Raw genomic sequence first — 26,598 nt, 5'->3', positions numbered from 1 at the left:
TCGGCACGTTGTGATGCCGGACCGTTCCTTTTTGCGCGCGTCATAGAAAATTGCATTGCCCACGTTTAAAGAATGTTAAGCTGGAGTCCACCTTGGAACACCAGACGAGACAAAGATTATACGGCTTGTAAAAACTCTCCCGACCGTGCAAAAACATCGGCGTTCAGACCCACCCGATTAAAAGCGGCGCCAGTGCGAGACGGCTTTTAGTTGCGAAAGGTCTACCGATAGAGACGATTGACACGCTCTGCCTGATGATCAGGTATAGCGATTGATACAGTTGAAACACATTAACTCATCAATACGGAAACAGATGAAATCAATATTTAAAGGATTTATACTATTTTTCTTTGTCCACATACACCTCTTGTCCCTTGCGCAAACCGACAGTACGATCACTTTCCCTGTAGCGGGAAACTGCGGGCTATGTAAGCAGCGGATCGAAAAGGCCGCAAAAATAACAGGTGTATCCAAGGCAGACTGGAACATGCAGACTGGAATAGCCACTGTCATCTTCGATGGTTCGAAAACGAGCGCGAAAGCGATTAAGCAAGCGATAGCCGACGTCGGACATGACACAGACGAAACCAGAGCCTTAGACGAAGTATACGAGAAACTTCATCAATGCTGTTTATATGAAAGATCCGCAGACGGAAAGCAGGACTCTCCCCGACCATCGGCCGCTGACGACCATGGACACGAACATATCGTACGCGGAGTGGTTGTCCAGGAGAATGACAAAGGAGAGCTGACGCCAATACCCGGCGTCAATATATTTTGGCTGGAAAATGCTAACAACATACAGCAAACCAATGAAAACGGCGTCTTCGATATCAAACACGAGAGCGGAAACGAGCGTCTCGTCGTGAGCTACGCGGGAATGAAATCAGATACAATCCATGTTAAAAATCTACACGACGTATTGGTTATCCATGCCAAAGACAACGTGCTGGAGGAGGTCGTCGTTTCCAGAAAACAACGCTCCAACTATATCTCCAAACTTTCGCCGAATCGGGTCGAAATGATCACGGCGAAAGAGCTGTTCAAGGCGGCATGCTGTGACCTCAGTGAGAGCTTTTCTACGAATGCATCTGTAGACGTTGTCAGTAGCGATGCTGTAACGGGTAGTAAACAGATACAGATGTTAGGGCTTAGCGGCGTATACACGCAGCTGACGGTGGAGAATCTGCCCGGACCGCGCGGTTTTGCTTCGCCGTTGGGACTGAACAGCATGGCCGGACCATGGATAGAGTCTATCCAGATCAGCAAAGGAATGGGATCTGTGGCAAACGGCTTCGAGAGCATGTCCGGCCAGATTAACGTAGAGTTAAAGAAGCCGCACAATACGGATCGACTACACGTAAACGCATATGTAAACAACATGGGCCGTACAGATGTCAACTTAAATCTCGCACAGCGTATCAACGACAAATGGTCGGTAGGGCTGTTATTACACGACAACTTTATGTATAACAAAGGGATGAACTTCAGCAATAATGGGTTTAGAGATATGCCTGTTGGAAACGTCTTCTCCGGCATAAATCGTTGGCACTATGAGAATGGGAAGGGCGTTATTGCCCAGTTTGGCATAAAGTATCTTAGCGACGACCGTACAGGAGGTGAAATCGATTTCAATGAAGATACCGACAAGCTAACGACGAACCGCTATGGACTGGGGTTCGATATCGACCGCGTGGAAGGATTTGCAAAGATCGGCTATGTATTCCCAAACCACAAGCTGCGTAGTATTGGTTTACAACTATCGGGCTCGCACTATCGGCAGGCCAGTTATTTTGGACTGACGACTTATGACAGCGAACAAAGCAGCGGTTATGCCAATTTGCTCTATCAAGACGTAATAGGCACAGTACGCCACAAATACAAGGCGGGGATATCACTTTCTTATGACCAATACGATGAGCAGATCGCAGACCACGGCTTCGGCCGGACAGAGGCCGTTTCGGGCGCCTTTATAGAATATACTTTCGCTCCGAACGAAAAATTTGATGCCGTACTTGGACTCCGTCAGGACTATAACAGTATATATGGATGGTTTACCACCCCCCGTGCCGTACTTCGATACGAGCCTGCTGCGGGAACAACCATCCGTTTAAGCTCGGGCAGGGGACAACGAACGGCCAACATATTTGCTGAAAACATGGGCATATTCGCTTCCAGCAGAACCATTAATTGTGAAGCGTTGTCAAACAGCACGGGAGCTGCCTACGGCCTGAAGCCCGAGGTCTCCTGGAACACGGGGCTATCGTTTGACCAGGATTTTCATTTATTTGGCCGTGAGTCGGGTGTATCCCTGGAGCTCTTCCATAACAATTTTCAGGACCAGGTCGTTGTTGATCTCGAAAATCCAAGGGCAGCATCTTTTTACAACCTATCCGGAAAATCGTTTTCCAATAGCTTACAAGCGGAATTCCGCTTTATGCCTATTCCACATCTTGAAGCCCGTCTTGCCTATCGGCTGCTTGATGTCCAGACCGACTATCTGTCGGGCAGGTTACAAAAACCACTGACCGCCAAACATCGAGGCTTTGTCAACCTGGGCTACAACCTTCATAGCGGATGGAGCTTTGACTATACACTTAATGTCGTCGGCAGAAAGCGGTTGCCGTCGACGGCGGACAATCCACCAGCGTATCAGCTTGCTGACTACGCAGACAGTTACATGACGATGAATGCCCAGATCAGCAAGAGTTTCGGTCCCAATAAGAACTTCGCCGTTTATATCGGAGGGGAAAATCTAACGAATTTTTACCAAAAAAATCCGATTCTGGCATTCGACGAGCCTTTTGGGTCTTACTTCGACACGAATATGCTTTGGGGACCGCTCACCGGACGTCTGTTCTACAGCGGCATCAGATATACAATCAAATAATCGCACACGCGGAAGCGTCAAAGGTAGGTCTCCTGCTTCTGCGCTGGGAGGCAAAATCAGCGTACTAACCGAAATAGGACTAGCTGCGCTCAGCATGACAACTCTTTTATCTGAACAAAACCTGACGACGGCGGAGCAGCCCGGTTCGCGCTACCCTGCCGCCGTCATTGGTTTACTTCGCAGCTGCCTTCGGCAGCCATCTCCATTCTGGGTTATAAGGACGGCGATATCAACATGTGGCTTACGCATTCGCGGCCACGGTAATTCGTGCGATCACGATCGACCATGTCTGCCGGCGACATCGGCACGCTCCTATCTTATTTATTCTCTTTCAGTTTCTTTGCCTGCTGCATACAGTTGCTTCATTTCCTGATACAAGCGTGCTGTGGGCAGTCCGACTACATTTTCGTACGATCCGCTGATCGACTGTATACCGATAAGACCTATCCATTCCTGAATACCATAGGATCCCGCTTTGTCGAAAGGCAAATATTGCCGGACATAAAAGGAAACTTCTTCTTCCGTCAACGGGAAAAACTGCACTGCGGTCTCTTCTACGAAACAGTGCTTTTGCCCCTTATATTTCAATACCACAGCCGTCAGTACGCGGTGCTTCCTGCCCTGCAAAGCGAGGAGTGTAGCTATGGCTTCGTCCTCGTCCACAGGTTTGCCGAGTACCCTATCCTCAAATACAACGACGGTATCAGCTGTTATGATCAAAGCATCATCAAATTCGGCTCCTTCAAAACCGTCCATTTTCGCCAATGCGATATGCCGCACGATATCTTCCGAAGACAACGACGGGTCGTAACTTTCGTCTGTCTCCTTAACAACGACCTGAAAGTCGATCGCCATCCTGGCCAATAATTCTTTTCGTCTGGGCGACTGGGACCCTAGTACCACCCGGATATCTCCAAATATTTCGGTTACCATTCTAAATGCTTTTTACGTCTACGTCATGCCGCCACCGATGCTGCAGCTTTAAAATTTTTTCAATTACGTCGCGTACGCATCCATCTCCTCCCCTCCGGGGAGACACATATCGCGCTACGGCTTTGATCTCCTCTGCCGCATCATTCGGACATAACGGTAGTCCGACATTCTGCATGCAGACCAGGTCGGGCATATCGTCGCCCATAAACGCCACGTTCTCCAACGCTATACCATGCCCCGCCACAATCTCCTTCATCAGGGACAGCTTATCTTTCACACCGAGGTGAATCTCTTCCAGACCCAATCCTTGAAGTCTGGTCCGGGTGCCGTGTGATCTCCCGCCGCTGATGATCACGATCTTTAGTCCGACCTTTACCGCCAGCTGTAGTGCGTAACCGTCCCGGATCGAAAATCGGCGTAGCTGATGTCCTTCCTCGGTCACAAGTACCGTTCCATCCGTTAAAACCCCGTCGACATCCAAAAAAAGCAGTTTAATCCGCGAAAAATCCTGTAAAATCATAGTTACCAAAAATAGATAAAGTCAGCTATATTCTTTAAGCTAGCCTTCTTTAATTCAAAACAGCCAAATTGTTATCGCATTACGACAAAAAATCATAGTCGTGTCAAAAACTAGTTGCAACAACAACCAGCAGCACAAAAACCATTGACAGGAATCGAAATTAGCTGTACATTTGTACTGTAATCGATGGGGAACACCAACGATTGCTAGTTAAAATTGTCTTTTCATAATTTAGGTTTATAATTGGTTAGTAGCAAACCCTGGCGCCCATCGTCAGGGTTTTGTTTTTCATGCAACTATCTTTTTATAATGTTATGTTGGAAAAGACGGATAAAGAAATCTTCCTTGCGCGATCGACGCGCACCGTCCCTGCAAGATGCACTGAATCTGCAGTGTCATAATTATGATTTTCCCTTATCTCCTGTCGGTGGCTTGGAAATCGACGTACGCATATCGGTATCCGCCTGAATATTCTGCATTTTATAGTAATCCATTATCCCTAGATTTCCATTACGGAACGCTTCCGCCATGGCCAGTGGCACCTGCGATTCTGCTTCAATCACTTTCGCCTTTGCCTCCTGCGTCTTCGAGCGCATCTCCTGCTCCGTAGCAACTGCCATGGCTCTACGCTCTTCGGCACGGGCATTGGCAACCTTCAGATCAGCTTCCGCCTGGTCTGTCTGTAGTTTCGCACCCACGTTTTCGCCGATGTCTATATCCGCGATATCAATGGATAGTATCTCAAAGGCGGTTCCGGAATCCAGTCCTTTTGAAAGTACGGTCTTCGAAATACGGTCAGGGTTTTCGAGCACCTCTTTGTGATGCGCTGAGGATCCGATTGTCGTAACAATACCTTCCCCGACGCGGGCTAAGATCGTGTCCTCCCCGGCACCGCCGACAAGCTGGTTTATATTGGCGCGTACCGTCACCCTGGCCTTTGCAATCAATTGAATACCGTCTTTGGCAACGGCAGCAACCGGCGGTGTATTGATTACCTGCGGGTTCACCGAAAGCTGAACCGCATCAAAGACGTCTCTTCCCGCAAGATCAATCGCTGTCGCCAATTTAAAATCTAACGGGATATTCGCCTTGTCGGCAGATATCAAAGCCTTTATTACTTTGTTGACATTTCCCCCCGCCAGATAATGTGTTTCGATTTCGTTCGTTGTAATGCGAAGCCCGGCTTTAGTAGATGTGATCATGGCATTCGTAACCAAAGAGGGTGGCACCTTCCGCAAACGCATAAGAACAAGGTTTAAAAGGCTAATTTTCACGTTCGACAATTGGGCCGTAAACCATAAATTAATAGGGAGCAAATACATTAGTAAAAAAAAGGCGATTACACCTCCGACAATAATAAGAATTAAGCTAATTCCTGGTTCCATATCTATTTTAGTTATTTCCCTAAAGATATTATTATTTTTCTCATTTCGCCTAACAATTTTGTTTATTCTGATTTTTCCCCGTGTCCGGGCAGATGTCAAGCACTAACTACGTCCCGATTTTTTCGCCAACGGATAAAATGTGCCATAATTAATCCCTAATTTTGCGCAACTGTCTACTACACAGCAAGCGGTGGACGGTCCAGACGCCGTGGAGGGCTTTACCAATGGAGAAACATCTGTGGATTGGTCTGCATTGGGGTATGTATGACTAAATACAAGCGGCTAACTGATATTTGAAATTGATTTTGTAAACACCACATTACTATGAGGAAAGACGCTATCCTGAAATGGGAACTATTCATTGGGATAACTTTTGCCTACCTAATGATTATAGGTACAGCTATTTATTTCTTTCACGCACTCGGCGAAGAAGCGGAGCAGGTGAAAGCAGCAAGCGACAGAATACAGAACAAAACCACCCTGCTGATAAAGACAGATGAAGAAATATTCGACGCCATGCAGGCAAAGGATCGCTATCTGTTACAGAACAAGACGCAGGACCTCAAAGAAATAGCCACGCTGCAAAAGCAGCTTGCCTCATCCTTCAAAAGCCTACGCGAAGGCTATAGCGGCACCGAACACATTGTTATAGAAATTAACAAACTGGAGGCTGCAACCAAAAAAGCGTTCCAGATCAATAATATCGTGGAGAAAAAAGCCGCGTCGTCTGATGAAATGAACGAGCTTCTATTACAGGAGAAAGGCCAAATGAATGACCTGATATACGGTATCCGGACAGCGTTGTCCCACGAAAGACAAGCTGTTTCACAGCACTTCTTCACCACCGTCCAGTCACTAAAAACCACGGCTTATATATTTATCGGGCTGCCGCTGTTGTTTATACTTTTCATCATTAACAGAATCATCAAGGTCATCCGTGAGCTAAGCCGCCGATCGAAAGAAACGCACCTTTTAAATGAGGAGATCCAAACGGCCAAGAAAAACATCGAAGATACCAACTGGGTGCTGGCAGAGGCGAGCAAACTTAACGAAAACATCAGCGGTATTGACAACGAAAACCTGATCGCAAAGGCGGGATTTGAATCTATTATGGAGTCGCTTCAGTTCTACGCCGGGGCGATTTATATCCGGCGCATGGATTCACAGGAGTTTGTACTGAAACAACACATCGGCGTAGACAAAGACCATGCGGTACCTCCATCATTCTCTAAAGGCGAAGGCCTTATGGGACATATCGTGGAAAGCAAGGAAATACGCATTATCGAGCAACATGCCGACAAAATCTTAAGTTCCTCGGCCTCCCTTCAGGCCAACCAGATACAGACCATTATCCTGGCGCCGCTTGTTTATGAGAACCGAACATGGGGGCTACTGGAGATCGGCGGCGATTTCAAAGGTCCCCGCTTAAAAAGGACCTGCGAATATTTAGAGCGGGTCTGTAGGACGCTGGCCATGTCCATCAAATTCGGGCAGAGCCACACGATGGTCGAAAGCCTGTTAGAGGAGACACAGCAGCAAACGGAAGAGCTGGAAGCACAGCAGGAGGAACTGCGTATAACCAACGAAGAGCTTATCCATAAAACACACCTTCTTGAGGCCTCGGAAGAGGAGCTGCGCGTACAGCAAGAGGAGCTGCAGCAAGCGAATACCGAACTGGAAGAAAAAGCAAAACAGCTGAAAGTCCGTAACGAAGAACTTCATCTGGCCCATAAAACTGTAGCCGAAAAGGTCCAAGAGGTGGAATTGGCGAGCAAGTATAAGTCGGAATTCATGGCCAACATGAGCCATGAGCTCCGAACCCCTCTCAATAGTATTCTGATCCTTGCGAAGTTACTGCAGGACAACAAGACTAAAAACCTAAGCCCCGACCAGGTAAAGTACGCCTCGGTTATTCATAGCGCAGGAAATGACCTGTTACAGCTTATCAACGAACTCCTGGATCTGGCGAAAATAGAAGCCGGAAAAGTAGAGCTTAACCTGGATGTTATAAACACTTCCGATTTCAGAAATAATATCGACAATCTCTTTGCTGCGACGGCGAAGGAAAAGGGTATACGGTTTGAGGTCGTCATCGAAGATCAGGTTCCGGAAACTTTCGTGACCGACGAATATCGGCTCGAGCAGGTATTGAAGAACTTCTTATCCAACGCATTTAAGTTCACCGACCGCAACGGACAGGTACAGCTTGCTGTTAGGGCCGACAGCAACAATCTAAAATTCACTGTTGCGGATACCGGCAAAGGAATATCTCCGGAAAAACAGCAGCTTATTTTCGAAGCATTCCGGCAGGAGGATGGCTCCACGAGCCGGAAATATGGAGGAACCGGCCTTGGTTTATCGATAAGCCGGGAGATCGCCTCGCTTTTAGGAGGCAGAATAACGTTGACAAGCCAACTGGGAAAGGGCAGCACCTTCACGCTGATCATTCCCTGTCAGCGTGCGGACAGCCTAAAGCCGGCGGCAGCAGAAACAGGGCCGCTTAGGACGTCGGCCGCTCCATCGCCGACAGCTACCCCGGAACATGCGGTGCAAACATCCGTAGAGACGCTCGAAGCGCCATCTGAGGATTCCCGTAAAGAAGTATACGGCCTATCAAAAACGTTGCTCATCGTGGAGGACGACATCAATTTTGCCGACATATTGCGTGAATTCGCGGAATCCTACGGCTTTGACGTGGTGATCGCTTATGATGGGGCGGACGGTATACAAAAAGCCCGTCAATTTAAGCCTCAGGCGATTATCCTCGACGTCATGCTGCCAATATCAGACGGTTGGGAAGTCCTCCGCAATCTAAAGTCGTCTGCAGAGACCAAGCACATTCCCGTTCATATGATGTCGGCCGCTACGTTTAACAAGCGGGAATCCATCGAAAAAGGGGCAATCGGCTTTCTGCCTAAGCCTGTATCGGGGGATGCCTTAAAACAAGTGTTCGAAAACATTAATCTAAGCATCAATAAGAGTATAAAAAAGGTTCTCCTTATCGAAGATCAGGAGTTCCAGAGCGACATTATCAAACTGGCTTTTGCCGAACAGAACATACACACGCTGCAAGCCTTCTCCGCAAAATCGGCTATGGCTAAGTTGAAGGAAGAAGGAAATATCGATTGTATCATCCTCGACATTAAGCTTCCCGACGCCGACGGACTCGATATCCTGGATCAGATCAAATCAATGCCAGCTTATGAAGATACGCCGATCATTATCAATACGGCCTATGATCTTTCACAAAGCCAGATAGATCGCATCTCCCAACACACCAAGGCCATGGTATTAAAATCAGAAAAAAGCAACAGCCGTTTAATCGACGAAGTCACGTTGTTTCTCAACAAAATCAGCTCCGACAACTATTCCCCGATCAAAAACCTCAATAAATTAGAGCAGATTATCAACAAGACCGATAGTCTTCATGGCAAACGGGTGTTAATCGCAGACGATGATATGCGTAACGTCTATGCACTGACCACCATACTGCAGGAATATCATATGGAGGTAGATGTTGCCAATAACGGGACAGAAGCCGTGGATATAATAAACGACAGCAGCAAAAAGATAGATATCGTACTGATGGACATCATGATGCCCGAAATGGACGGCTATGAAGCTATAGAAAACATACGGAAGCAGAAGAAATACGCCGAGCTGCCCATCATCGCCGTTACGGCAAAAGCGATGAAGGGCGATCGCGAGAGATCCATGCAGATCGGCGCCAGCGACTATATCAGCAAACCTATCGATGTGGATAAACTAATCTCATTAATGCGCGTATGGCTAAGCTAATTTCCTCACATATCACGTTCCAGGAGCTGCAGGACATTGTAGAGCTACTGGGAAAAGTATCGGGATTTGATCTATCCGGTTATAGCAAATCATCGCTAAAGAGGCGGATCCAACGGATTTTGGATCTGGAACAGATGGACGTGGTAGACCTCAAGAACGCCATCGTGAACGTTGAGGGCTTCCAGACTTACCTGATAAACGAAGTAACCGTCAACGTGACGGAGATGTTCCGTGATCCGAGGTACTATATGGCCCTCCGCGGAGATGTCCTCCCCTATCTGGAAACATTCCCAAGACTGAAGCTTTGGAGCGCGGGGTGTTCCACGGGAGAAGAAGTATATTCCTTAGCGATTGTACTGGCTGAAGCCGACCTCTACAAAAGGAGCTTTATCTACGGGACGGATGTCAACAGCAACGTACTGGAAACGGCGAAAAAAGCCATCTATCCCCTAAAACGGTTCAAGATTTACAGCGAAAACTATAACGCAACGGGCACATGCAATAGCCTGTCAGACTACTATACGGCCATGTACGACGCAGCCATCATCCGTGCCGATATCCGGAAGAACGTGCTGTTCTCCCAACACAACCTGGCCACAGACTACGTTTTTAACGAGTTTCAATTTATCTCTTGCCGGAACGTTCTCATCTACTTCGACTTAGAATTACAGCGGCGCGTGTTTCAACTGTTCTATGAGTCGCTAAGCGAATTCGGTTTTTTATGTCTTGGAGCAAAAGAGACGATGGTTAATCATGAGATAAGATCTAAATTTAAGGTTGTCAACAAGGAGTTTAACATCTATCAGAAGATAAAATGATGAATAAGGCAAAAGACATCGTATTAATCGGTGGCAGCGCCGGGTCATACACCCTGATTGTTCAGATTCTGGAAGCCTTACCCCAGCGTTTTGATGCTGCCATTGCCATCGTCATCCACCGGAACCCTAGGTTTACCACAAAGATAGAAGAAACATTATCTATAAAACTTAGGCGCAGCGTGATACAGCCGCGGGACAAGACAGCCATAGCTCCAAATATCATTTATTTCGCCGGACCCGGCTACCATTTGCTCGTGGAGCCCGATTGGACTTTTTCGGTCGACGTCTCCGAACGTATCCATTTTTCGCGTCCATCCATTGATGTGCTGTTCGACACAGCCGCAGAGGTGTATCAAGACCGATGTACAGCTTTTCTTCTGTCTGGTGCAAATCAGGATGGAGCCGACGGTATACGACGTGTCCGCGAAATGGGGGGAAAAGCGATCATACAATCGCCGGACGACGCCCTTATTGCAACAATGCCGACGTATGCGATTCAGGCAAACGCAGAAAGTGACGTCTATGATGATCAGCAGATCATCTCTTTTTTCAGGAAGCTAACGTAACAATATGAGGAACATCTTAATTTGGAAGCTAACCAGGCAAATGCATGGACTCCGGCATTACGTACACGAACCAGTTAACATTTGGGCTTGTAAGCCTGCAACGCATTATCTGCATAGGGCGTGTCCATGACGGCCACGAGGAACGGTTGAGATCGCTGAACTAAAAATAAACACCACATTCCATCCGTAGTGACCGCATGAATGCCATTGAGCCGCCGAAGCAGCATAAGCTAGGCAAATTGGAATCAGGCGCTACATGAAAAAACGAACACAATGAACAACCGAACGTAGTAAGCTCAAGAATGCCATTGAAAACAAACACGAATGAATAACTATTTACATATGAAAAACGTAAATCTTCTTATTCTGGACGACAAGGAAGAGAACATCATTAGTCTGGCCGCCCTTCTATCGGAGATTCCGCATATCAACATCATTAGCTCGACGGACCCTAATGAGGCGCTGAAAATATGCTGGAAAAATGATATTGCAATTGCGTTAGTGGATGTGCAGATGCCGGAGATCAATGGGTTTGAATTTGTCTCCCTGCTGAAGTCCAACCCGAGAACCAATCACATTACGGCCATCATGGTAACAGCCATCTCCAAAGAGGATAAATACCTGCTTAAAGGGCTGGAGAGCGGCGCGGTCGACTATCTCTACAAACCCCTTAATCCGGAGATCACCGTTGCCAAGGTTACCTCTTTTGTTAAGCAGATCCACATACAGGAAGAAATCAAGCAAAAAAATATCGCGTTGGAAGAGTCGCGACGGGCGTTGATAATGGCCAAGGAAGAAGCGGAGGAAGCGCGCAAGTCCAAAGAGAGTTTCCTCGCCAACATGAGCCACGAAATCCGAACACCCATAAACGGAATAGTGGGTATCATTCATATGTTGCGGAACTCGGAGTTAAACAATGAGCAGCGCGACTGGATTAATCGGTTGGACAGCGCGTCAAGTTCTCTACTTTTGATCATTAACGACATTCTGGACATCTCCAAAATTGATTCGGGCATGATGAAAATTGAAAATGAGAACTTCTCGATCCGTAAAAAGCTGATTGACATCAACAACATTTTCACATTGCGGGCCCGCGATAAAAACCTGATCTTCGAGATGGACATCGATCCAGCGCTCCCCGAATACATCAATAGCGACCCTCTTCGTATTCAGCAGATTATTAACAACTTTATATCAAACAGCTTAAAGTTCACGGAAACCGGAAAGATTACGCTGAAAATAAAAGTTGTAACGCACGTGGACGACCAATATACGATCCGGTTTACGGTGATTGACACCGGCATCGGAATAAAAGATGAGGCGATCGAAAAAATCTTTCTGGCATTTGAGCAAGGGGATGATGGCATCACCAAGAAATTTGGCGGCACGGGGCTGGGATTAGCTATTGTAAAGCGCCTAGCCGATCTGCTAAACGGAAAGGTTGAAGCGAGAAGCGTATACGGCAAGGGATCAGAATTTTCATTCGAAGCGACCTTCCAACGCGTGGAAGATTTTCCGAACGAAGAAAAGATAGACAAAACGGTGTTCTCGAAGCTCGAACGCTTCCACAACGTACGTATTCTTGTCGCAGAAGACAACGATTTAAATAGTTTCATGCTCGCCCATATGTTAGAATCGTGGGGATGCCGGGTTGATATCGCGAAGAACGGCCGACAGGCGGTGGAAAACGTGAGTCAGCAGGATTACGACCTGATTATGATGGACACCCATATGCCGGTTATGTCCGGATTCGAAGCGATCAAAGAGATCAAAAAAAATGCTTCGGCCCAAAAGGCGTATATACCCATCATCACAATTTCGGCATCAGTGCTCGAACACGAACAGGCACGGGCTTATGAGGTGGGAGCCGATTCTGTCATAGGGAAGCCATTTGATCCGCTCGACCTGCATCAGAAAATAACGCAGCTCCTTTCCAAAAAGAACTTAACCTGGTTATAAAAATAGACGTGTGGAGGGGATAATGGCAGAAAGATAAGGGGCATGATAGCGCTACACGGCGATGATCCTGCCACCGCGGCTTCGTTTGTCCGTCGCTTCCCCCAACTTTTGGCGATGCGCGGGACTGTCTTTGCTATTGAATTTTATTCATAATGCACAGTGGGTTATAAAAATATATTGTTAAATTTGTGGGAGCACATATATTTTAATATTAACATGAAAAAATTATTTGTTTTACCTGCTGTTGCCCTGGCATTGTCGTTCGCGGCTTGTGGAGGTTCAGAAAATAAAAGTACAACGACAACAACCGAGACCACTTCTTCTTCAGAGACCGTAGAAACAGAAACAGTTCCCGGCATCGAAAACGTGGAGGTTTCGAACAACATTACAGTGGAGTCTAACGACCAGATGAAATTTGACAAAGAGTTATTACGTGTGAAAGCTGGCGAAGCCGTGACACTTACGTTAAAGAACGTTGGTACACTTCCCAAGGAATCTATGGGTCACAACCTGATCGTCCTAAAACCGGGAGTGGATGTCGCGACGTTTGCAGGCGAAGCAACCGCTGCGGCTGACAACGATTATATACCAAAAACGTCTCTTTCTTCGATTGCTGCTCACACTAAACTGTTGGGACCAGGAGAGGAAGACAAAATTACATTTACGTTGGACAAAGGAGTGTACACTTTTATTTGTAGCTTTCCCGGCCACTATGGTGTAATGCAGGGTAAGATTGTTGCCGAATAATAGGTAATAAGATATAGAAGTATCGTTCTCGCTACGCACGCCTCGCGCGTGCGTTTTTTTTGACTTGCCAACCCGTATTTTTACAACTTACATACAAATAAGTTTATTTAATTGACTAAATTTGAGACCGAAACTATTATACTATTTTTATGCAATACGACGTAATCGTTATAGGAAGTGGTCCCGGTGGCTATGTTGGCGCTATCCGCTGTGCCCAGCTCGGACTAAAGACAGCTGTTATTGAAAAATATAGCACTTTTGGTGGTACTTGCTTAAATGTGGGTTGTATTCCATCAAAAGCATTATTGGATACTTCCGAACATTATCATAATGCAGCGCACAACTTTGAGTCCCACGGCATCGGCCTGAGCAACTTAAAGATAGACGTTAAAAAAATGATCGAGCGCAAAAATGAGGTCATTGCGCAAAACACTGCCGGTATCACATTTTTGTTTAAGAAAAATAAGATAGACACCTACGAAGGCATCGGATCATTCGTAGACAAGAACACCATTAAGGTAACCAAAAAAGATGGTAGCACCGAAGAACTGAAAGCGGAAAACGTTATCATCGCCACGGGCTCCAAGCCGACTGCCCTCCCTTTCCTACCTATCGACAAAAAGCGTATTATCACATCGACCGAAGCATTAAACTTACAGGAGGTACCGAAGCACCTTATCGTTATTGGAGGAGGCGTAATCGGGCTGGAGCTCGGATCGGTATACGCCCGCCTCGGGGCTAAGGTATCCGTTGTCGAGTTTGCAAAATCCATTATCGGAACGATGGACGGAAGTCTTGGTAAAGAACTACAGCGCGTGCTAAAGAAAAACCTTGGTATGGAGTTCTTCCTGGGACATAAAGTGACCGGCGCCACAACCAAGGGAAAGACGGTAACCGTTACCGCAGAAGATCCCAAAGGACAGGAAATTTCGTTGGAAGGCGACTATTGTATCGTTGCTGTCGGCAGAACGGCGTACACGGAAGGTCTCGGCTTAGAGAACATAGGCATAAAGACCGAAGAACGTGGAAACAAAATCACCGTCAACGAGCACATGGAAACGTCTGTTGCAGGTGTATATGCCATCGGCGACGTGGTGAGAGGTGCAATGTTAGCGCATAAAGCAGAAGATGAAGGTATCTATGTTGCAGAACATATTGTCGGACAAAAGCCACACATAGATTACAACCTGATCCCTGGGGTTGTGTATACATGGCCCGAAGTTGCTTCTGTCGGAAAAACGGAAGAACAACTAAAAGAGGCCGGCATAAAATATAAAACAGGATCGTTTTCTTTTAAAGCATCGGGACGTGCGAAGGCCTCCGGAGACACGGACGGTTTCATTAAAGTACTGGCTGATGCCGGAACCGACGAAATTTTGGGCGTTCATATGATCGGCCCGCGCGCAGCGGATATGATCGCGGAAGCAGTCGTTGCTATGGAATACCGCGCTTCTGCTGAAGATGTGGGCCGGATTTGCCATGCGCATCCCACATTTACCGAGGCCTTTAAAGAAGCTGCATTGGCAGCTACAGCAAACAGAGCAATTCACGCATAACACAATCATAAGGCAAGATCATGATCTTGCCTTTTTAATTTCGTTACTCAATGAATTTCTATACACGAAAATGGATAAAACCGGAGGATCTGAATCCCAACGGGTCGTTGTTTGGCGGCACCCTGCTTCGATGGATTGATGAAGAGGCTGTTATTTACGCCATCGTACAGCTGGGTAATCCCCACGTGGTTACAAAGTATATATCCGAGATCAATTTTGTCAGTTCCGCCAAGCAGGGAGACATTATAGAAATGGGCATCGAAGCTGTAAACTTCGGGCGTACCTCGCTCACCCTACGCTGCGAAGTACGCAACAAGATAACACGGAAGACCATCCTTTCCATCGAAAAGCTGGTATTCGTCAACCTCGACACAGACGGAAACCCGACTCCGCATAATAAGACGGAAATTACGTACGCTTATATGGGAATCGAAAAAACAAACAAATAGCTTCTATCGACTAGAGGCTATTTGCTTTTTAAGGTCAAGCTCGACCCAAAACGAGACGATGGGGATAAGTGAAAGAAAAAAATATTTTGCCACCCGCCCTACGGACCACTTGTATTCGTTCCAGCACATCACCAGCAAAATCACAAACAAAACAACTAAAAATCCGTGAATTGATCCCGCGACCTTCACTGCCTCGGGAATGCCAGCAGCATATTTTAGGGGCATCGCAATGAAGAATAATACAACCGTGGAAATCGCCTCCCACAAAGCAATCTGTCGAAATATCCGTAACATAATAAAAAGAATTGCAGCAAACATACAGTCTTAAGTCCGGAAAATAGCATTTAATCGATCTATTGACTAAAGTTTGACATGGTGAAGGACGGAGCGAAAAAAAAATGGAGAGGGGGAAAGGTAGAAAGAAGCCGTTTCAAAAAAACGGTTGCTTCTTACCCAAAAAAATATGTATTTTTGAGAGTTCGGTTTAAGAATAGTCTTAACTACAAATGTTTAAATGTGATAGCCGTTGGCAGTGACCGTAACGACATAACACATAACCAGAAGATAATGACATATGAAATGCCCATGTTTGAAAACCCCTGCGGCGAGCCTATGGGTTCCTTTGGAAGTTAAACAGTAATCAACAGATGCAAACACACATGCGTATTCCATATGACCTTAAAAAAAAGAAATCGGGCCTAACGGCTCTACTTATTCCGAAGAATACATACACGCATACCGCCAAAGGACGCATAATACCTTTGGAAACATACACAAATGAATAAAATAATTATTTAGATATGAATTACGACGTCATAGTAATCGGTAGTGGTCCTGGAGGATATGTCGCTGCTATCCGTGCATCTCAATTAGGCTTCAAAACAGCCATTATCGAGCGTGAAGCACTAGGTGGAATTTGCTTAAACTGGGGATGTATCCCTACCAAAGCGTTGCTAAAAAGCGCGCAGGTATTCGAGTATCTGAACCATGCCGAAGAATATGGTATTAAAGTTCAAGGTGGTGAGGCTGATTTTTCAGCCATAGTTAAAAGAAGCCGCGGCGTTGCAGATGGCATGAGCAAGGGGATTCAGTTCTTAATGAAAAAGAACAAGATCGACGTCATCATGGGAACGGCCAAGATCAAGAAGGGCGGAAAAATCGAGGTGAAAGCAGCGGACGGAGCTGTCAAGGAATATACAGCCAAACACACCATTTTAGCAACAGGAGCCCGCTCCCGCGAGTTGCCGAACCTTCCGCAGGACGGTAAAAAAATTATCGGATATCGTCAGGCAATGAACCTTCCCAAACAACCCAAATCGTTGGTAGTTGTTGGCTCGGGTGCAATCGGCGTAGAGTTCGCCTACTTTTACAACGCCATAGGCACACAGGTAACGATCGTCGAATTTATGGACCGGATAGTACCTGTGGAAGACGAAGAAGTATCAAAACAGCTCGAGAAGTCACTGAAAAAAGCGGGAATCAATATCCTGACGAAATCCGAAGTTCAGTCTGTTGATACATCGGGTGAACTGAGCAAGGTGTCTATCAAAACAGCAAAAGGCACAGAGACTATAGAAGCTGAAGTGGTGCTGTCTGCAGTGGGAATCACGCCGAACATCGAAAACCTCGGGCTAGAAGAAGTAGGTGTAAAGACCGAAAAGGGACGCGTTGTCGTTGACAGCTACTATAAAACCAACGTAGAGGGCGTGTACGCTATCGGTGACATCGTCCAGGGACAGGCACTGGCACACGTAGCTTCAGCCGAAGGTATCACCTGTGTAGAAAAAATCAAAGGCCTTCACGTAGACCCTATTGATTACAACAACATTCCGGGATGTACATACTGTTCGCCTGAAATCGCTTCTGTTGGTTATACGGAAAAGGCAGCGAAAGAAGCCGGTTACGAGATTAAAGTAGGCAAGTTTCCTTTCTCAGCCTCAGGTAAGGCCTCCGCTGCCGGAGCGAAAGACGGCTTTGTCAAGCTCATTTTCGATGCGAAATACGGTGAGTTACTGGGCGCTCATATGATTGGAGCCAACGTTACCGAGATGATTGCAGAAATCGTCGTTGCCAGAAAACTAGAGACTACCGGCCACGAAATGATTAAAGCTGTTCATCCACACCCGACCATGAGCGAAGCAATCATGGAAGCGGCTGCAGATGCCTACGGCGAAGTCATACACCTGTAAGAATACAAATCGATATATTTTTCTTAGAAGCCTCCATAGGGAGGCTTCTATGTTATAGACCGGAGGGCATGTAAAGGTTTTTCCCGCCTCCTGAAAGGCACGGCTCTTTGCGTACTACTTAAGAATCAGCTTCGACTTGAAAACGATGGATTCCGGCGCAAGCTGCTCTTTAGCTTCAATATTCTGGAAAAGTATGTCGGCGGCTCTACGGGCCTGCTGGTCCGGATATTGCTCTATACTACCCATAGGTGGGTTTTCCATATACTTCCACAGTGGATAATTTGCATACGAAATAAAATAAATATCCTTCTTTTGGACGAGTCCCTTCTGCCGCACATGCTTGATCACGTCTAATGTTACGAAGTCGTTAAAAGAAACGATAGCGGATGGGCGATCGGGCAACGCCAATAAGCGGTCGATAGCCTGTATGTTCCCTTGCTCCGTCAAATCCGTTTCAACCATATACTTATCACTATAGACAAGGCCTTCGTTCGCCAGCGCCAACTTATAGGCCTCCATACGTTCCTGCGACGCAAGCAGCCCTTCCGGTCCGTTTATGAGCGCAATATTTTTATGTCCGATCGAAGCGAACGACTGGATCGCTTCGCGCATGCCGGATGACAGATCACTAAAGACCTTATTAACCCCGTCGATCTTCGGTACGCAATCGAAAAAAACGATGGGGATTTCGGCTTCCTTCAATAACTCGATAAAACTGAGGTCTTCGGTATTCTTTCCCAATGACATTAAGATACCGTCGACGCGGTGCTTTTTAAACGTTTGGATAATCTGTAGTTCGCGCGCGGCGTCGTCGCGCGACTGCCCCATCAGGACGGTGTAGTTGTGGTCTGCAGCGACGTTTTCTATCTCACTGATTGCCGAAGAAAAAAAGGGTTCGGATAGGCTGGGCAAAATAACGCCGATTGTAAACGTCCGTCTCTGCTTGAAAAAGATGGCTGTCTGATTTGGTTCATAATTAAGCTCTTCCGCCACTTTTTTGACCCGCATGGTAGTAACCAGACCAATACTAGGATGATCATTTAAAGCCCGCGATACCGTGGAAGGCGACAATCTCAGTTTACGTGCAATCTCCTTTATCGTTGTTGGTTTTTTCTTCATGCAATATGTGCGTTTATGGTAACAAACTTAAATAATCTGCCAATCGAACACAAAAGATCTGCTATTCTTAGCTTATCTGGTAAATTTGATCACGATTAACATGATATTCCTGCATAATATAATCAAACGGATCTATATTCCGAAATTCCAGCTCACGAAAAAAGTATATTTTCACCTTTGTCAGGTAAGGAGAAAGCTCCTGCCAGTCGAGATGTTTTAACTTATTTAACTGCTCAACGGGATTGCCGTCCGTCAATATAGCAACATGCTTATTCTGGCCGAAGAGCTCAAGTAGCAACGCTTTAATATCCTCCTTCAGGAAAAGCTTCAAAGGAAGGTGGGCGTTGGCCCTCAACCGCTCGTAGTTCTCTTCATATTTCGCTTCAAGCCCGAACAGCTCCATCGCCCGCCGAAGAGCAATTTCCTCGCCGTCGTGTTCATAGGCTTCTTTTAAAAAGGCCAAGAGATCTTTGGCAACCGACTTTCCCTCCGTGTATTCAACGAAATTACTAAATAAGTAAAATACTTGTAGTATGTAGTCTTTTTTTGGGTATAGTACGTCGTCGATTTCAAACAGGTAAACCGACGCATCCATATGTATCTTTTTCATCCGTTTAATCTATCTGCAGGTGTTCAATCTCCATCGTATGATGAGCTCGCTACACCGGGTCTCATTTTTTATCGGTGTTGAAGCTATCAGATTTTTCACCCGTATTTACAGGGATATTCAAGCGCCCGCAAGCGCTGGCTTATTCATCTGCCTGTGTGATTTGTAAATCATGTTGGTTCGATTGTCTAAATTCAAACGACGCAAATCGCCAGTTCCTCTTCGGAGTCCGACAGAACGACAGCTCCGGAAAAGCCGTCTGCCGCCGCTGATCGGCCAGTTATCATATCTATGCCTCCGCGTAGGATACGGACATCTACGTCGGCGCGTGGATCCGACAAGACTGCCATATGTTCCCAATCCTGCGGCACCAATACGGCTATCCCGTATTCCTCGAACAGCACCCTGGCTTCGGCCAGCGGGCCAAGTTCCGTCTCGCCTAAAGGCAGAACAAATGTACAGCCCTTGTCCAGACAGGTCTTGAGCACCTCGTGGACAAACACAGGATTCGCAGCCGTAGGGATCCGCGAATAGCGTTGCCGCAGCAGCAAATCTGGAAACGGTTCGGAGCTCCCGTAATAACACGTATACTGCGACGACAGCATATTTCCCAGCCGTTGAGCAAACGGCCTTGTACCAAAAGTCAACAATATCTTCTCCATAATCCGCTATAGTATCTCGCCGTCCTTCATGTGTACAGTCCGGTCGGAGATATCTGCCAGCTCTTCATTGTGTGTTACAATAATAAACGTCTGCTTTAGGGAATCCCGTAATTCGAAAAACAATTTGTGTAACGACGCTGCATTCTCAGAATCCAGGTTTCCCGAGGGCTCGTCCGCGAGGACAAGCGATGGATTGTTGACGAGCGCCCTCGCCACGGAAACACGCTGCTGTTCGCCGCCAGACATCTCTGCCGGCTTATGATGGGCGCGGTGCTTGACCCCAAGCCTGTCGAGTAGTTCCAACGCCCGTACTTCCGCCTCCTTTTTTCCTACGCCTCCAATAAAAGCGGGAATACACACATTCTCCAATGCTGTAAACTCCGGGAGAAGGTGGTGAAACTGAAAGACAAAACCTATGTGTTCATTCCGGAACATGCTGAGCTTCTTCTCACTGAGGTGGCGGATATCTACACCGTTGATGGTCAGCAGGCCCTCGTCGGGTCTGTCTAGGGTGCCAATGATGTGCAATAGCGTACTCTTTCCCGCTCCGGACGCTCCTACGATGGATACAATCTCTCCCTTCTCAACAGACAGGTCGACACCTCTTAGGATAGGCAATTGTCCGTATGATTTCCGAATTTGGCTCGCCTTTAATATCATATCGCGAATATACCTACTTTTATCTACTTTTTTACCAAAGAATTACTTGCCCCTTCCATTTAAAAATCATATTTTTACGACAAATTTTTTAAGATGAACATTCACGAATATCAAGCAAAAGAAATACTTAAAAGTTTTGGCGTAAGAGTTCAAGAAGGAATTCTTGCAGAAACTCCAGAGCAGGCTGTTCAAGCTGCGCAAAAATTAAAACAAGATTTTAATTCGGACTGGGTAGTTGTAAAAGCACAAATTCACGCTGGTGGCCGTGGTAAAGGCGGCGGTGTGAAGCTCGCAAAAAATCACGACGAAGTATTGCAACGTGCAACAGACATCATCGGCATGCAGCTCGTGACACCACAGACAGGTCCGGAAGGGAAGAAAGTAAATAAAGTCTTGGTTGCGCAGGATGTATACTACCCTGGAGAAAGCGAAACAAAAGAATTCTACGTTTCTGTGTTGTTAGATCGTGCAAAAGGCCGTAACATCATCATGTATTCGACAGAGGGTGGTATGGATATTGAAGAGGTTGCCGAAAAAACACCACACCTGATATTTAAAGAAGAAGTCGATCCGAAAGCCGGCCTACAAGGTTTCCAAGCGCGTAAAATAGCTTTTAACCTTGGTCTTTCAGGAGCAGCTCATAAAGATATGGTGAAGTTTATCAGCGCGCTTTACAAAGCTTACGACACCATCGATGCTTCATTATTCGAAATCAACCCTGTACTGAAAACTTCAGACGACAAAATATTAGCTGTTGACGCCAAGGTTAATTTTGACGAAAACGCCCTGTATCGTCATCCGGACTATGCGGCTCTACGCGATGTTACAGAAGAAGATCCTACAGAGGTAGAAGCAGGCGAATCAAATCTAAACTATGTAAAACTTGACGGAAACGTTGGTTGTATGGTGAATGGTGCCGGACTTGCTATGGCGACGATGGACATTATCAAGCTTGCCGGCGGAGAGCCTGCAAACTTCCTGGATGTTGGTGGAACCGCTAATGCAGAGACGGTTAAGGCGGGCTTCAACATCATCTTGAAAGATCCTAACGTAAAAGCTATCTTGATCAATATCTTTGGCGGTATTGTCCGTTGCGACCGCGTTGCTCAAGGAGTTATCGACGCCTACCAGGAAATCGGAAACATCCCTGTGCCTATCATCGTGCGTCTTCAAGGAACGAACGCCGCAGAAGCAAAGAAACTAATTGATGATTCCGGCTTACAGGTATACTCTGCCATCTTATTGAAAGAAGCCGCAGAATTAGTTACAAAAGTTTTAAAAGGATAGTCCTTTTCGACATAGAACAAAAGCCATGGTTCGATCCATGGCTTTTTTGTTTCCGTTTCATACCCCACCGCCCCCCTCCTCGTTCCAGCGCGAAAATTGTTTGCCCCGTTTTTGCCGATAAATGGCAGATTTAGGAAATAATACGCTATTTTTGTAAGCCTAAAATTGCTAGTGTAAAGCAGGTTTATTATCGTACTACAAAATGGAACACACACGTATTAAAGAACTATTACAGTCAGAAGAGTTTGGCAAAGAAGTCATTGTTAAAGGTTGGGTTAGAACATTCCGCAACAACCAGTTTATCGCCATTAATGATGGTTCTACTATCCATAATATTCAAGCGGTCGTTGATTTCGAGAATACAGACGATACTTTATTAAAGCGAGTAACGACGGGTGCTGCTTTACGTGTACGGGGGACATTGGTGGAATCGCTCGGTAAAGGCCAGCGTGTGGAAATCAAAGTCGGGGAATTGACCATTCTGGGCGATTCCGATCCAGACAAATTTCCGCTACAACCAAAGAAACACAGTTTGGAGTTCCTCCGCGAGATCGCGCACTTACGGTTCCGTACAGGGACGTTCAACGCCATTTTCAAAGTACGAAATGCGCTAGCTTTTGCCGTACATAACTTCTTTCAGGAACGCGACTTCGTATACATACATACCCCCATTATCACCGGATCCGACGCAGAAGGGGCCGGAGAGATGTTCCGTGTAACCACCTTGGACCTTAACAATCCTCCACGTACCGAGTCTGGAGATATTGATTATAAGGAAGACTTCTTCGGGAAGTCCACAAACCTGACCGTCTCCGGACAGTTGGAGGGCGAACTGGCCGCTATGGCGCTCGGCAACATCTATACCTTTGGTCCTACGTTCCGCGCCGAGAATTCAAATACTACCCGCCACCTGGCCGAATTTTGGATGATTGAACCCGAAATGGCGTTCTACGAACTCGAAGATAACATGGATCTCGCAGAGGACCTGTTAAAATATGTCATTAAATACGCACTGAAAGCATGCCCCGATGAAATTGAGTTTCTGAAAAACCGCCTGCTTGAGGAAGAAAAATCAAAGCCTCAAACAGAGCGTTCGGAACTTAACCTCATAGACAAACTAAACTTCGTCGTGGACAATCAGTTTGAACGGGTAACCTATACAGACGCAATAGAGATATTAAAGAGAAGCAAGCCCAACCAGAAAAAACAATTTAAATACCTTATTGAAGATTGGGGGGCCGACTTACAATCCGAACACGAGCGCTATCTCGTAGAGAAGCACTTTAAGAAGCCTGTTATTCTAACAGACTATCCACGCGAGATAAAGTCTTTCTACATGAAGCAAAACGAGCCAGATGCGCAGGGCAGACACACGGTCCGCGCCATGGACATTCTATTCCCGGGCATCGGCGAGATGGTGGGCGGTTCCCAACGGGAAGAAAATCTTGATAAGCTCCTTACCCGCATGGCTGAGGTTGGTATTCCGGAGGAGGAGATGAGCTGGTTCTTGGACACCCGCCGCTTCGGATCGGCACCGCATTCCGGTTTCGGCGTCGGGTTTGAACGTCTTGTGCTATTCGTTACAGGAATGACCAACATACGCGATGTTATTCCATTCCCACGCACACCTAAGAACGCAGAGTTTTAACAGCAGCACTGCGTAATATCCAGCAATATAACACCGGCGTCCCTACGCTATCGGAGCACACGCGGCAAGCACGCTTGCATGGAGAATATAAACGGACAGATAAACACTTTTGAAAAGAGCCGCCGAACATTTCCCCTGTTTGGCGGTTCTATTTTAGAGCGAATACGAAACTTAACGACACTACATCATGCTTTTGAAAATATACGAAGACAACCCTAATCCTAAGGCGATAAAACAGGCCGTAGACGTTCTGCAAAAGGGAGGTGTCATCATTTATCCGACCGACACCGTTTATGGTATCGGGTGCGATATTACAAACCACCGGGCAATCGAACGCGTCTGCCAGATACGGGGATTAAAACCCGAAAAGTCAAACCTTTCTTTTATCTGTTACGACCTCACCGACATCTCCAATTACACCAAACCCTTTGATACGGCCGTATTCCGCGTATTAAAAAAAGCCCTTCCCGGCCCCTTCACATTTATCTTTAACGCCAGCGGCCAAGTGCCTAAACTGCTGAGTTCTAAAAAGAAGACCGTCGGTATACGGGTACCGGATAACAATATTGTCCGTGAAATTGTAAAAGAGTTGGGGAATCCGATCGTCACGTCGTCCATTCATGACGAAGATGAAATTATCGAATACTCTACCGACCCCGAACTGATCCATGAAAAATATGAAGACCTCGTAGACCTGGTGATAGACGGTGGATATGGAGGGAATGTGGCTTCGACAATTGTCGATGTAACTTCGGGCGAATTTGAAGTCGTACGGGAGGGAAAGGGCGACCTCGAAAACTACCTATAACGTGTCATTTCCGGCTACCTCATCGGCATGGCGGCGGCACAGTTATTGCGCTTCGCCCTACAAAATGATAAATTCTTCAACAACGACATGGCCCACATACTCGTTCACCCGGCCTATAATCTGTCGCCGCATGAGTGCAAGTTCATTTTTAATGACAGCGGATTCAACCTTGACAAATAGCTTCTTGTCGTGAATATAAATTTTCTGCGTCCTATTGGCGATGGCTTTACCTATGATCTCGGGCCAGGCCGTTACGATAGACGATTCATCGAATTTTGACCGGAGGCGGTAAACGTCTATCCATTTTTCGATGGCTTCCTTAATACCTATGTCGTCCTTCGTGGGAATCTCATCAAACTTTTTCTTATACATCTATCGTTCCTCCTTTCACATCAAAAATACGAATTGGCTTCGCTATTTCTTCAAAAATCTGCTTTATTCGCAGAGCGTCGGTATCCGTCAGAAAGATTTGCCCAAATTCGTTTTCAGAAACCAGCTGCATCAATTTCTTTGTGCGGTACGCATCGAGCTTATCGAAGATATCATCCAACAGCAGTAAGGGCTTTTCATTCTTTTTACTTTTCAGGAAGCTATATTGAGCGAGCTTTAATGCAATCAAAAAAGATTTCTGCTGCCCTTGGGAGCCAAATTTTTTTAAAGGCATCTCGCCATGGATGGTAAACAACAGATCGTCGCGATGAATCCCTTGGGATGTGCGTTCCAACATCCTATCTTTTTCCAAATTTGTTTTTAGCAACGTTTCGAAGTCGTCCCGCATTAAAGGCGAATCGTACACCAGTGATACCTGTTCGGCGTCGTCGGTCAAAAAGGCATAGTAGCGAACAAATTCAGCAAGAAATTCCTCCATAAACTGCTTCCTACGGACAAAAATACGTTCCCCCACGTCAGCTAGCTGCAAACTAAAAACTTCGAGCAGACCGACGTCGAAAACGCCCGTCTCCCGTACCTGTTTGAGAAGAGCGTTCCGCTGGAACAAGACCTTGTTGTATTGGATTAGAATATCCAGATAGTGGTTATCTGTCTGTGAAATCACGTTATCCATGAATTTACGCCTTTCTTCACTTCCATCCGTTATAATAGAAGTGTCATTGGGCGATATCATGACAAGCGGAAACTGCCCGATATGATCAGCCAGCCGCTGGTAGTCCTTTTTATTCTTTCTGAACTGCTTCTTCTGATTTTTCTTTAAACTACACGACACCGTATCGGACGAATATACGCCTTCAAACTCCCCTTGAATCATAAACCAGTCGCATCCTCTTTTGATGTGCTGAGAGTCGATCGGGTTAAAATACGATTTACATAGCGCCAGATAGTGTATCGCGTCGAGCAGGTTTGTCTTCCCTGCTCCATTTGGGCCGGCAAAGGCGTTCACCTGGGGCAGGAACACTAACGAAGACTCGGTATAATTCTTAAAATTTAAAACGGACAATTGTTTTAACCACATTCCGAAAAGTGAATCAAAGATCAGTACCCGAACAGCGGGACATTCTCTCCTCAAAGATAGACAAAAAATATCAGCAGGCAACTGCGGCAGCAACACGTCCTGAGAAGCGTCTGCTCTGACGTCGTCCCCAGAAGGAATAAAAAAAACCGCGATAAGCGCGGCTCCAATTCATGACGTATTCTCTTCGCTAAAGCTTATTTTATTTCCTCAAAATCGACAAATTCGCCCGCCGTTTGAGGGCCTTTGCGTTGTCGGGCATCCTCCTGCGGCACATATTCCACACGCACTTCGCCATCTTTGCGGTGCGACTGCGAAGAAGTCTGTTTAAACTCGTCGAACGGGTTAGCGGTATTCGTGTATTGATATCGTCTCTGTCCTCCGGCAGACTGTTGTGCCTTGTCCATGAGCCGCTCTGTCATTTTTCTTATCGCGAAAGGCATCAATAAGCGAAACAAATATTTCAACCCATAAAATGCGATAAAAAATATTGCTATAAACTTAATTAATTCCATTTTTTAACGTTTGATCA

Annotated in this window: 23 protein-coding genes; 12 read left to right on the top strand and 11 right to left on the bottom strand. The window is 46.3% G+C overall.

All coding sequences use genetic code 11. The features are described 5' to 3' along the window. Nucleotides 1-313 precede the first annotated feature (313 nt). Nucleotides 314-2,890, top strand: coding sequence for a carboxypeptidase-like regulatory domain-containing protein (locus BC792_RS01310; protein WP_148907168.1), 2,577 nt, complete (start codon nucleotides 314-316; stop codon nucleotides 2,888-2,890). 321 nt (nucleotides 2,891-3,211) lie between these two features. On the opposite strand, the gene BC792_RS01305 is transcribed toward BC792_RS01310, so the two are convergent. The 3 genes from BC792_RS01305 to floA all read right to left on the bottom strand — a co-directional run bounded on the left by BC792_RS01305 (nucleotide 3,212) and on the right by floA (nucleotide 5,728). Further along, nucleotides 3,212-3,823 (bottom strand): Maf family protein, encoded by a 612-nt coding sequence (locus tag BC792_RS01305; protein WP_148907167.1) that lies wholly within the window; start codon nucleotides 3,821-3,823, stop codon nucleotides 3,212-3,214. A 1-nt stretch (nucleotide 3,824) separates the two neighbouring features. Then, nucleotides 3,825-4,343 carry a KdsC family phosphatase gene (locus BC792_RS01300; protein WP_148907166.1) on the bottom strand — a complete coding sequence of 173 codons (519 nt, stop codon included), beginning with the start codon at nucleotides 4,341-4,343 and terminating at the stop codon, nucleotides 3,825-3,827. A gap of 401 nt (nucleotides 4,344-4,744) precedes the next feature. Continuing rightward, nucleotides 4,745-5,728: a flotillin-like protein FloA gene (gene floA / locus BC792_RS01295; RefSeq protein ID WP_148907165.1), complete on the bottom strand. Its 984-nt coding sequence runs from the start codon at nucleotides 5,726-5,728 to the stop codon at nucleotides 4,745-4,747. Between the two features lie 324 nt (nucleotides 5,729-6,052). Here floA and BC792_RS01290 point away from each other — a divergent pair, with 324 nt between their 5' ends. From BC792_RS01290 to BC792_RS01260, 7 genes are all read left to right on the top strand, one after another. Next, nucleotides 6,053-9,526: a GAF domain-containing hybrid sensor histidine kinase/response regulator gene (locus BC792_RS01290; RefSeq protein WP_148907164.1), complete on the top strand. Its 3,474-nt coding sequence runs from the start codon at nucleotides 6,053-6,055 to the stop codon at nucleotides 9,524-9,526. Further along, entirely contained in the window at nucleotides 9,514-10,344 is an 831-nt protein-coding gene (locus tag BC792_RS01285) for a CheR family methyltransferase (RefSeq protein WP_148907163.1), read from the top strand. The genes BC792_RS01290 and BC792_RS01285 overlap by 13 nt, the downstream gene beginning before the upstream one ends. Then, nucleotides 10,341-10,910 carry a chemotaxis protein CheB gene (locus BC792_RS01280; RefSeq protein ID WP_148907162.1) on the top strand — a complete coding sequence of 190 codons (570 nt, stop codon included), beginning with the start codon at nucleotides 10,341-10,343 and terminating at the stop codon, nucleotides 10,908-10,910. Before BC792_RS01285 ends, BC792_RS01280 begins: the two co-directional genes overlap by 4 nt. A gap of 342 nt (nucleotides 10,911-11,252) precedes the next feature. Further along, a complete protein-coding gene (locus BC792_RS01275) occupies nucleotides 11,253-12,869 on the top strand; it encodes a response regulator (protein WP_148907161.1) in 1,617 nt (538 codons plus the stop codon). Between the two features lie 216 nt (nucleotides 12,870-13,085). Continuing rightward, nucleotides 13,086-13,616: a plastocyanin/azurin family copper-binding protein gene (locus BC792_RS01270; RefSeq protein ID WP_148907160.1), complete on the top strand. Its 531-nt coding sequence runs from the start codon at nucleotides 13,086-13,088 to the stop codon at nucleotides 13,614-13,616. A 149-nt stretch (nucleotides 13,617-13,765) separates the two neighbouring features. Continuing rightward, on the top strand, nucleotides 13,766-15,172 hold the full coding sequence (gene lpdA, locus BC792_RS01265) for a dihydrolipoyl dehydrogenase (protein ID WP_148907159.1): 1,407 nt from the start codon (nucleotides 13,766-13,768) through the stop codon (nucleotides 15,170-15,172). Between the two features lie 50 nt (nucleotides 15,173-15,222). Further along, complete coding sequence (locus tag BC792_RS01260; protein ID WP_148907158.1) at nucleotides 15,223-15,621, top strand: acyl-CoA thioesterase; 399 nt, start codon at nucleotides 15,223-15,225, stop codon at nucleotides 15,619-15,621. A gap of 3 nt (nucleotides 15,622-15,624) precedes the next feature. Here the strand turns inward: BC792_RS01260 and BC792_RS01255 are convergent, their stop codons facing one another. Next, on the bottom strand, nucleotides 15,625-15,939 hold the full coding sequence (locus BC792_RS01255) for a DUF3817 domain-containing protein (RefSeq protein WP_246154753.1): 315 nt from the start codon (nucleotides 15,937-15,939) through the stop codon (nucleotides 15,625-15,627). Between the two features lie 482 nt (nucleotides 15,940-16,421). Between BC792_RS01255 and lpdA (BC792_RS01250) the strand changes: the two genes are divergently transcribed. After that, entirely contained in the window at nucleotides 16,422-17,810 is a 1,389-nt protein-coding gene (lpdA, locus tag BC792_RS01250; protein ID WP_148907157.1) for a dihydrolipoyl dehydrogenase, read from the top strand. Nucleotides 17,811-17,924: 114 nt separating this feature from the next. Here the strand turns inward: lpdA (BC792_RS01250) and BC792_RS01245 are convergent, their stop codons facing one another. From BC792_RS01245 to BC792_RS01230, 4 genes are all read right to left on the bottom strand, one after another. Beyond that, nucleotides 17,925-18,929 (bottom strand): LacI family DNA-binding transcriptional regulator, encoded by a 1,005-nt coding sequence (locus tag BC792_RS01245; protein WP_148907156.1) that lies wholly within the window; start codon nucleotides 18,927-18,929, stop codon nucleotides 17,925-17,927. Nucleotides 18,930-18,996: 67 nt separating this feature from the next. Next, nucleotides 18,997-19,539 carry an HAD family hydrolase gene (locus tag BC792_RS01240; RefSeq protein ID WP_148907155.1) on the bottom strand — a complete coding sequence of 181 codons (543 nt, stop codon included), beginning with the start codon at nucleotides 19,537-19,539 and terminating at the stop codon, nucleotides 18,997-18,999. A gap of 191 nt (nucleotides 19,540-19,730) precedes the next feature. Further along, nucleotides 19,731-20,198 (bottom strand): hypothetical protein, encoded by a 468-nt coding sequence (locus BC792_RS01235; RefSeq protein WP_148907154.1) that lies wholly within the window; start codon nucleotides 20,196-20,198, stop codon nucleotides 19,731-19,733. A 6-nt stretch (nucleotides 20,199-20,204) separates the two neighbouring features. Further along, nucleotides 20,205-20,855 carry an ABC transporter ATP-binding protein gene (locus BC792_RS01230; protein ID WP_211357447.1) on the bottom strand — a complete coding sequence of 217 codons (651 nt, stop codon included), beginning with the start codon at nucleotides 20,853-20,855 and terminating at the stop codon, nucleotides 20,205-20,207. A 96-nt stretch (nucleotides 20,856-20,951) separates the two neighbouring features. Here BC792_RS01230 and sucC point away from each other — a divergent pair, with 96 nt between their 5' ends. From sucC to BC792_RS01215, 3 genes are all read left to right on the top strand, one after another. Beyond that, complete coding sequence (gene sucC, locus BC792_RS01225) at nucleotides 20,952-22,145, top strand: ADP-forming succinate--CoA ligase subunit beta (protein WP_148907152.1); 1,194 nt, start codon at nucleotides 20,952-20,954, stop codon at nucleotides 22,143-22,145. Nucleotides 22,146-22,347: 202 nt separating this feature from the next. Further along, nucleotides 22,348-23,793 carry an asparagine--tRNA ligase gene (gene asnS / locus BC792_RS01220; RefSeq protein ID WP_148907151.1) on the top strand — a complete coding sequence of 482 codons (1,446 nt, stop codon included), beginning with the start codon at nucleotides 22,348-22,350 and terminating at the stop codon, nucleotides 23,791-23,793. Between the two features lie 187 nt (nucleotides 23,794-23,980). Then, entirely contained in the window at nucleotides 23,981-24,601 is a 621-nt protein-coding gene (locus tag BC792_RS01215) for an L-threonylcarbamoyladenylate synthase (RefSeq protein WP_148907150.1), read from the top strand. Nucleotides 24,602-24,658: 57 nt separating this feature from the next. On the opposite strand, the gene BC792_RS01210 is transcribed toward BC792_RS01215, so the two are convergent. From BC792_RS01210 to BC792_RS01200, 3 genes are all read right to left on the bottom strand, one after another. After that, nucleotides 24,659-24,973, bottom strand: coding sequence for a DciA family protein (locus BC792_RS01210; RefSeq protein WP_148907149.1), 315 nt, complete (start codon nucleotides 24,971-24,973; stop codon nucleotides 24,659-24,661). Next, nucleotides 24,966-26,069, bottom strand: a complete 1,104-nt coding sequence (gene recF / locus BC792_RS01205) for a DNA replication/repair protein RecF (protein WP_148907148.1) — start codon at nucleotides 26,067-26,069, stop codon at nucleotides 24,966-24,968. Before recF ends, BC792_RS01210 begins: the two co-directional genes overlap by 8 nt. Before the next feature lie 194 nt (nucleotides 26,070-26,263). Next, nucleotides 26,264-26,581: a DUF4834 family protein gene (locus tag BC792_RS01200; protein WP_148907147.1), complete on the bottom strand. Its 318-nt coding sequence runs from the start codon at nucleotides 26,579-26,581 to the stop codon at nucleotides 26,264-26,266. Nucleotides 26,582-26,598: the final 17 nt, after the last annotated feature.

Source organism: Sphingobacterium allocomposti, from assembly GCF_008124885.1.
Classification (GTDB): Bacteria; Bacteroidota; Bacteroidia; order Sphingobacteriales; family Sphingobacteriaceae; genus Sphingobacterium; species Sphingobacterium allocomposti.
The sequence above is the reverse complement of the archived record's forward strand: the minus strand, read 5'-3'. Positions and strand labels throughout refer to the sequence as shown.

Coding starts and splice junctions, on each gene's coding strand:
- BC792_RS01310 (WP_148907168.1), top strand. CDS start 314: ATGAAATCAATATTTAAAGGATTTATACTATTTTTCTTTGTCCACATA.
- BC792_RS01305 (WP_148907167.1), bottom strand. CDS start 3,823: ATGGTAACCGAAATATTTGGAGATATCCGGGTGGTACTAGGGTCCCAG.
- BC792_RS01300 (WP_148907166.1), bottom strand. CDS start 4,343: ATGATTTTACAGGATTTTTCGCGGATTAAACTGCTTTTTTTGGATGTC.
- floA (WP_148907165.1), bottom strand. CDS start 5,728: ATGGAACCAGGAATTAGCTTAATTCTTATTATTGTCGGAGGTGTAATC.
- BC792_RS01290 (WP_148907164.1), top strand. CDS start 6,053: ATGAGGAAAGACGCTATCCTGAAATGGGAACTATTCATTGGGATAACT.
- BC792_RS01285 (WP_148907163.1), top strand. CDS start 9,514: ATGGCTAAGCTAATTTCCTCACATATCACGTTCCAGGAGCTGCAGGAC.
- BC792_RS01280 (WP_148907162.1), top strand. CDS start 10,341: ATGATGAATAAGGCAAAAGACATCGTATTAATCGGTGGCAGCGCCGGG.
- BC792_RS01275 (WP_148907161.1), top strand. CDS start 11,253: ATGAAAAACGTAAATCTTCTTATTCTGGACGACAAGGAAGAGAACATC.
- BC792_RS01270 (WP_148907160.1), top strand. CDS start 13,086: ATGAAAAAATTATTTGTTTTACCTGCTGTTGCCCTGGCATTGTCGTTC.
- lpdA (WP_148907159.1), top strand. CDS start 13,766: ATGCAATACGACGTAATCGTTATAGGAAGTGGTCCCGGTGGCTATGTT.
- BC792_RS01260 (WP_148907158.1), top strand. CDS start 15,223: ATGAATTTCTATACACGAAAATGGATAAAACCGGAGGATCTGAATCCC.
- BC792_RS01255 (WP_246154753.1), bottom strand. CDS start 15,939: ATGTTTGCTGCAATTCTTTTTATTATGTTACGGATATTTCGACAGATT.
- lpdA (WP_148907157.1), top strand. CDS start 16,422: ATGAATTACGACGTCATAGTAATCGGTAGTGGTCCTGGAGGATATGTC.
- BC792_RS01245 (WP_148907156.1), bottom strand. CDS start 18,929: ATGAAGAAAAAACCAACAACGATAAAGGAGATTGCACGTAAACTGAGA.
- BC792_RS01240 (WP_148907155.1), bottom strand. CDS start 19,539: ATGAAAAAGATACATATGGATGCGTCGGTTTACCTGTTTGAAATCGAC.
- BC792_RS01235 (WP_148907154.1), bottom strand. CDS start 20,198: ATGGAGAAGATATTGTTGACTTTTGGTACAAGGCCGTTTGCTCAACGG.
- sucC (WP_148907152.1), top strand. CDS start 20,952: ATGAACATTCACGAATATCAAGCAAAAGAAATACTTAAAAGTTTTGGC.
- asnS (WP_148907151.1), top strand. CDS start 22,348: ATGGAACACACACGTATTAAAGAACTATTACAGTCAGAAGAGTTTGGC.
- BC792_RS01215 (WP_148907150.1), top strand. CDS start 23,981: ATGCTTTTGAAAATATACGAAGACAACCCTAATCCTAAGGCGATAAAA.
- BC792_RS01210 (WP_148907149.1), bottom strand. CDS start 24,973: ATGTATAAGAAAAAGTTTGATGAGATTCCCACGAAGGACGACATAGGT.
- recF (WP_148907148.1), bottom strand. CDS start 26,069: ATGTGGTTAAAACAATTGTCCGTTTTAAATTTTAAGAATTATACCGAG.
- BC792_RS01200 (WP_148907147.1), bottom strand. CDS start 26,581: ATGGAATTAATTAAGTTTATAGCAATATTTTTTATCGCATTTTATGGG.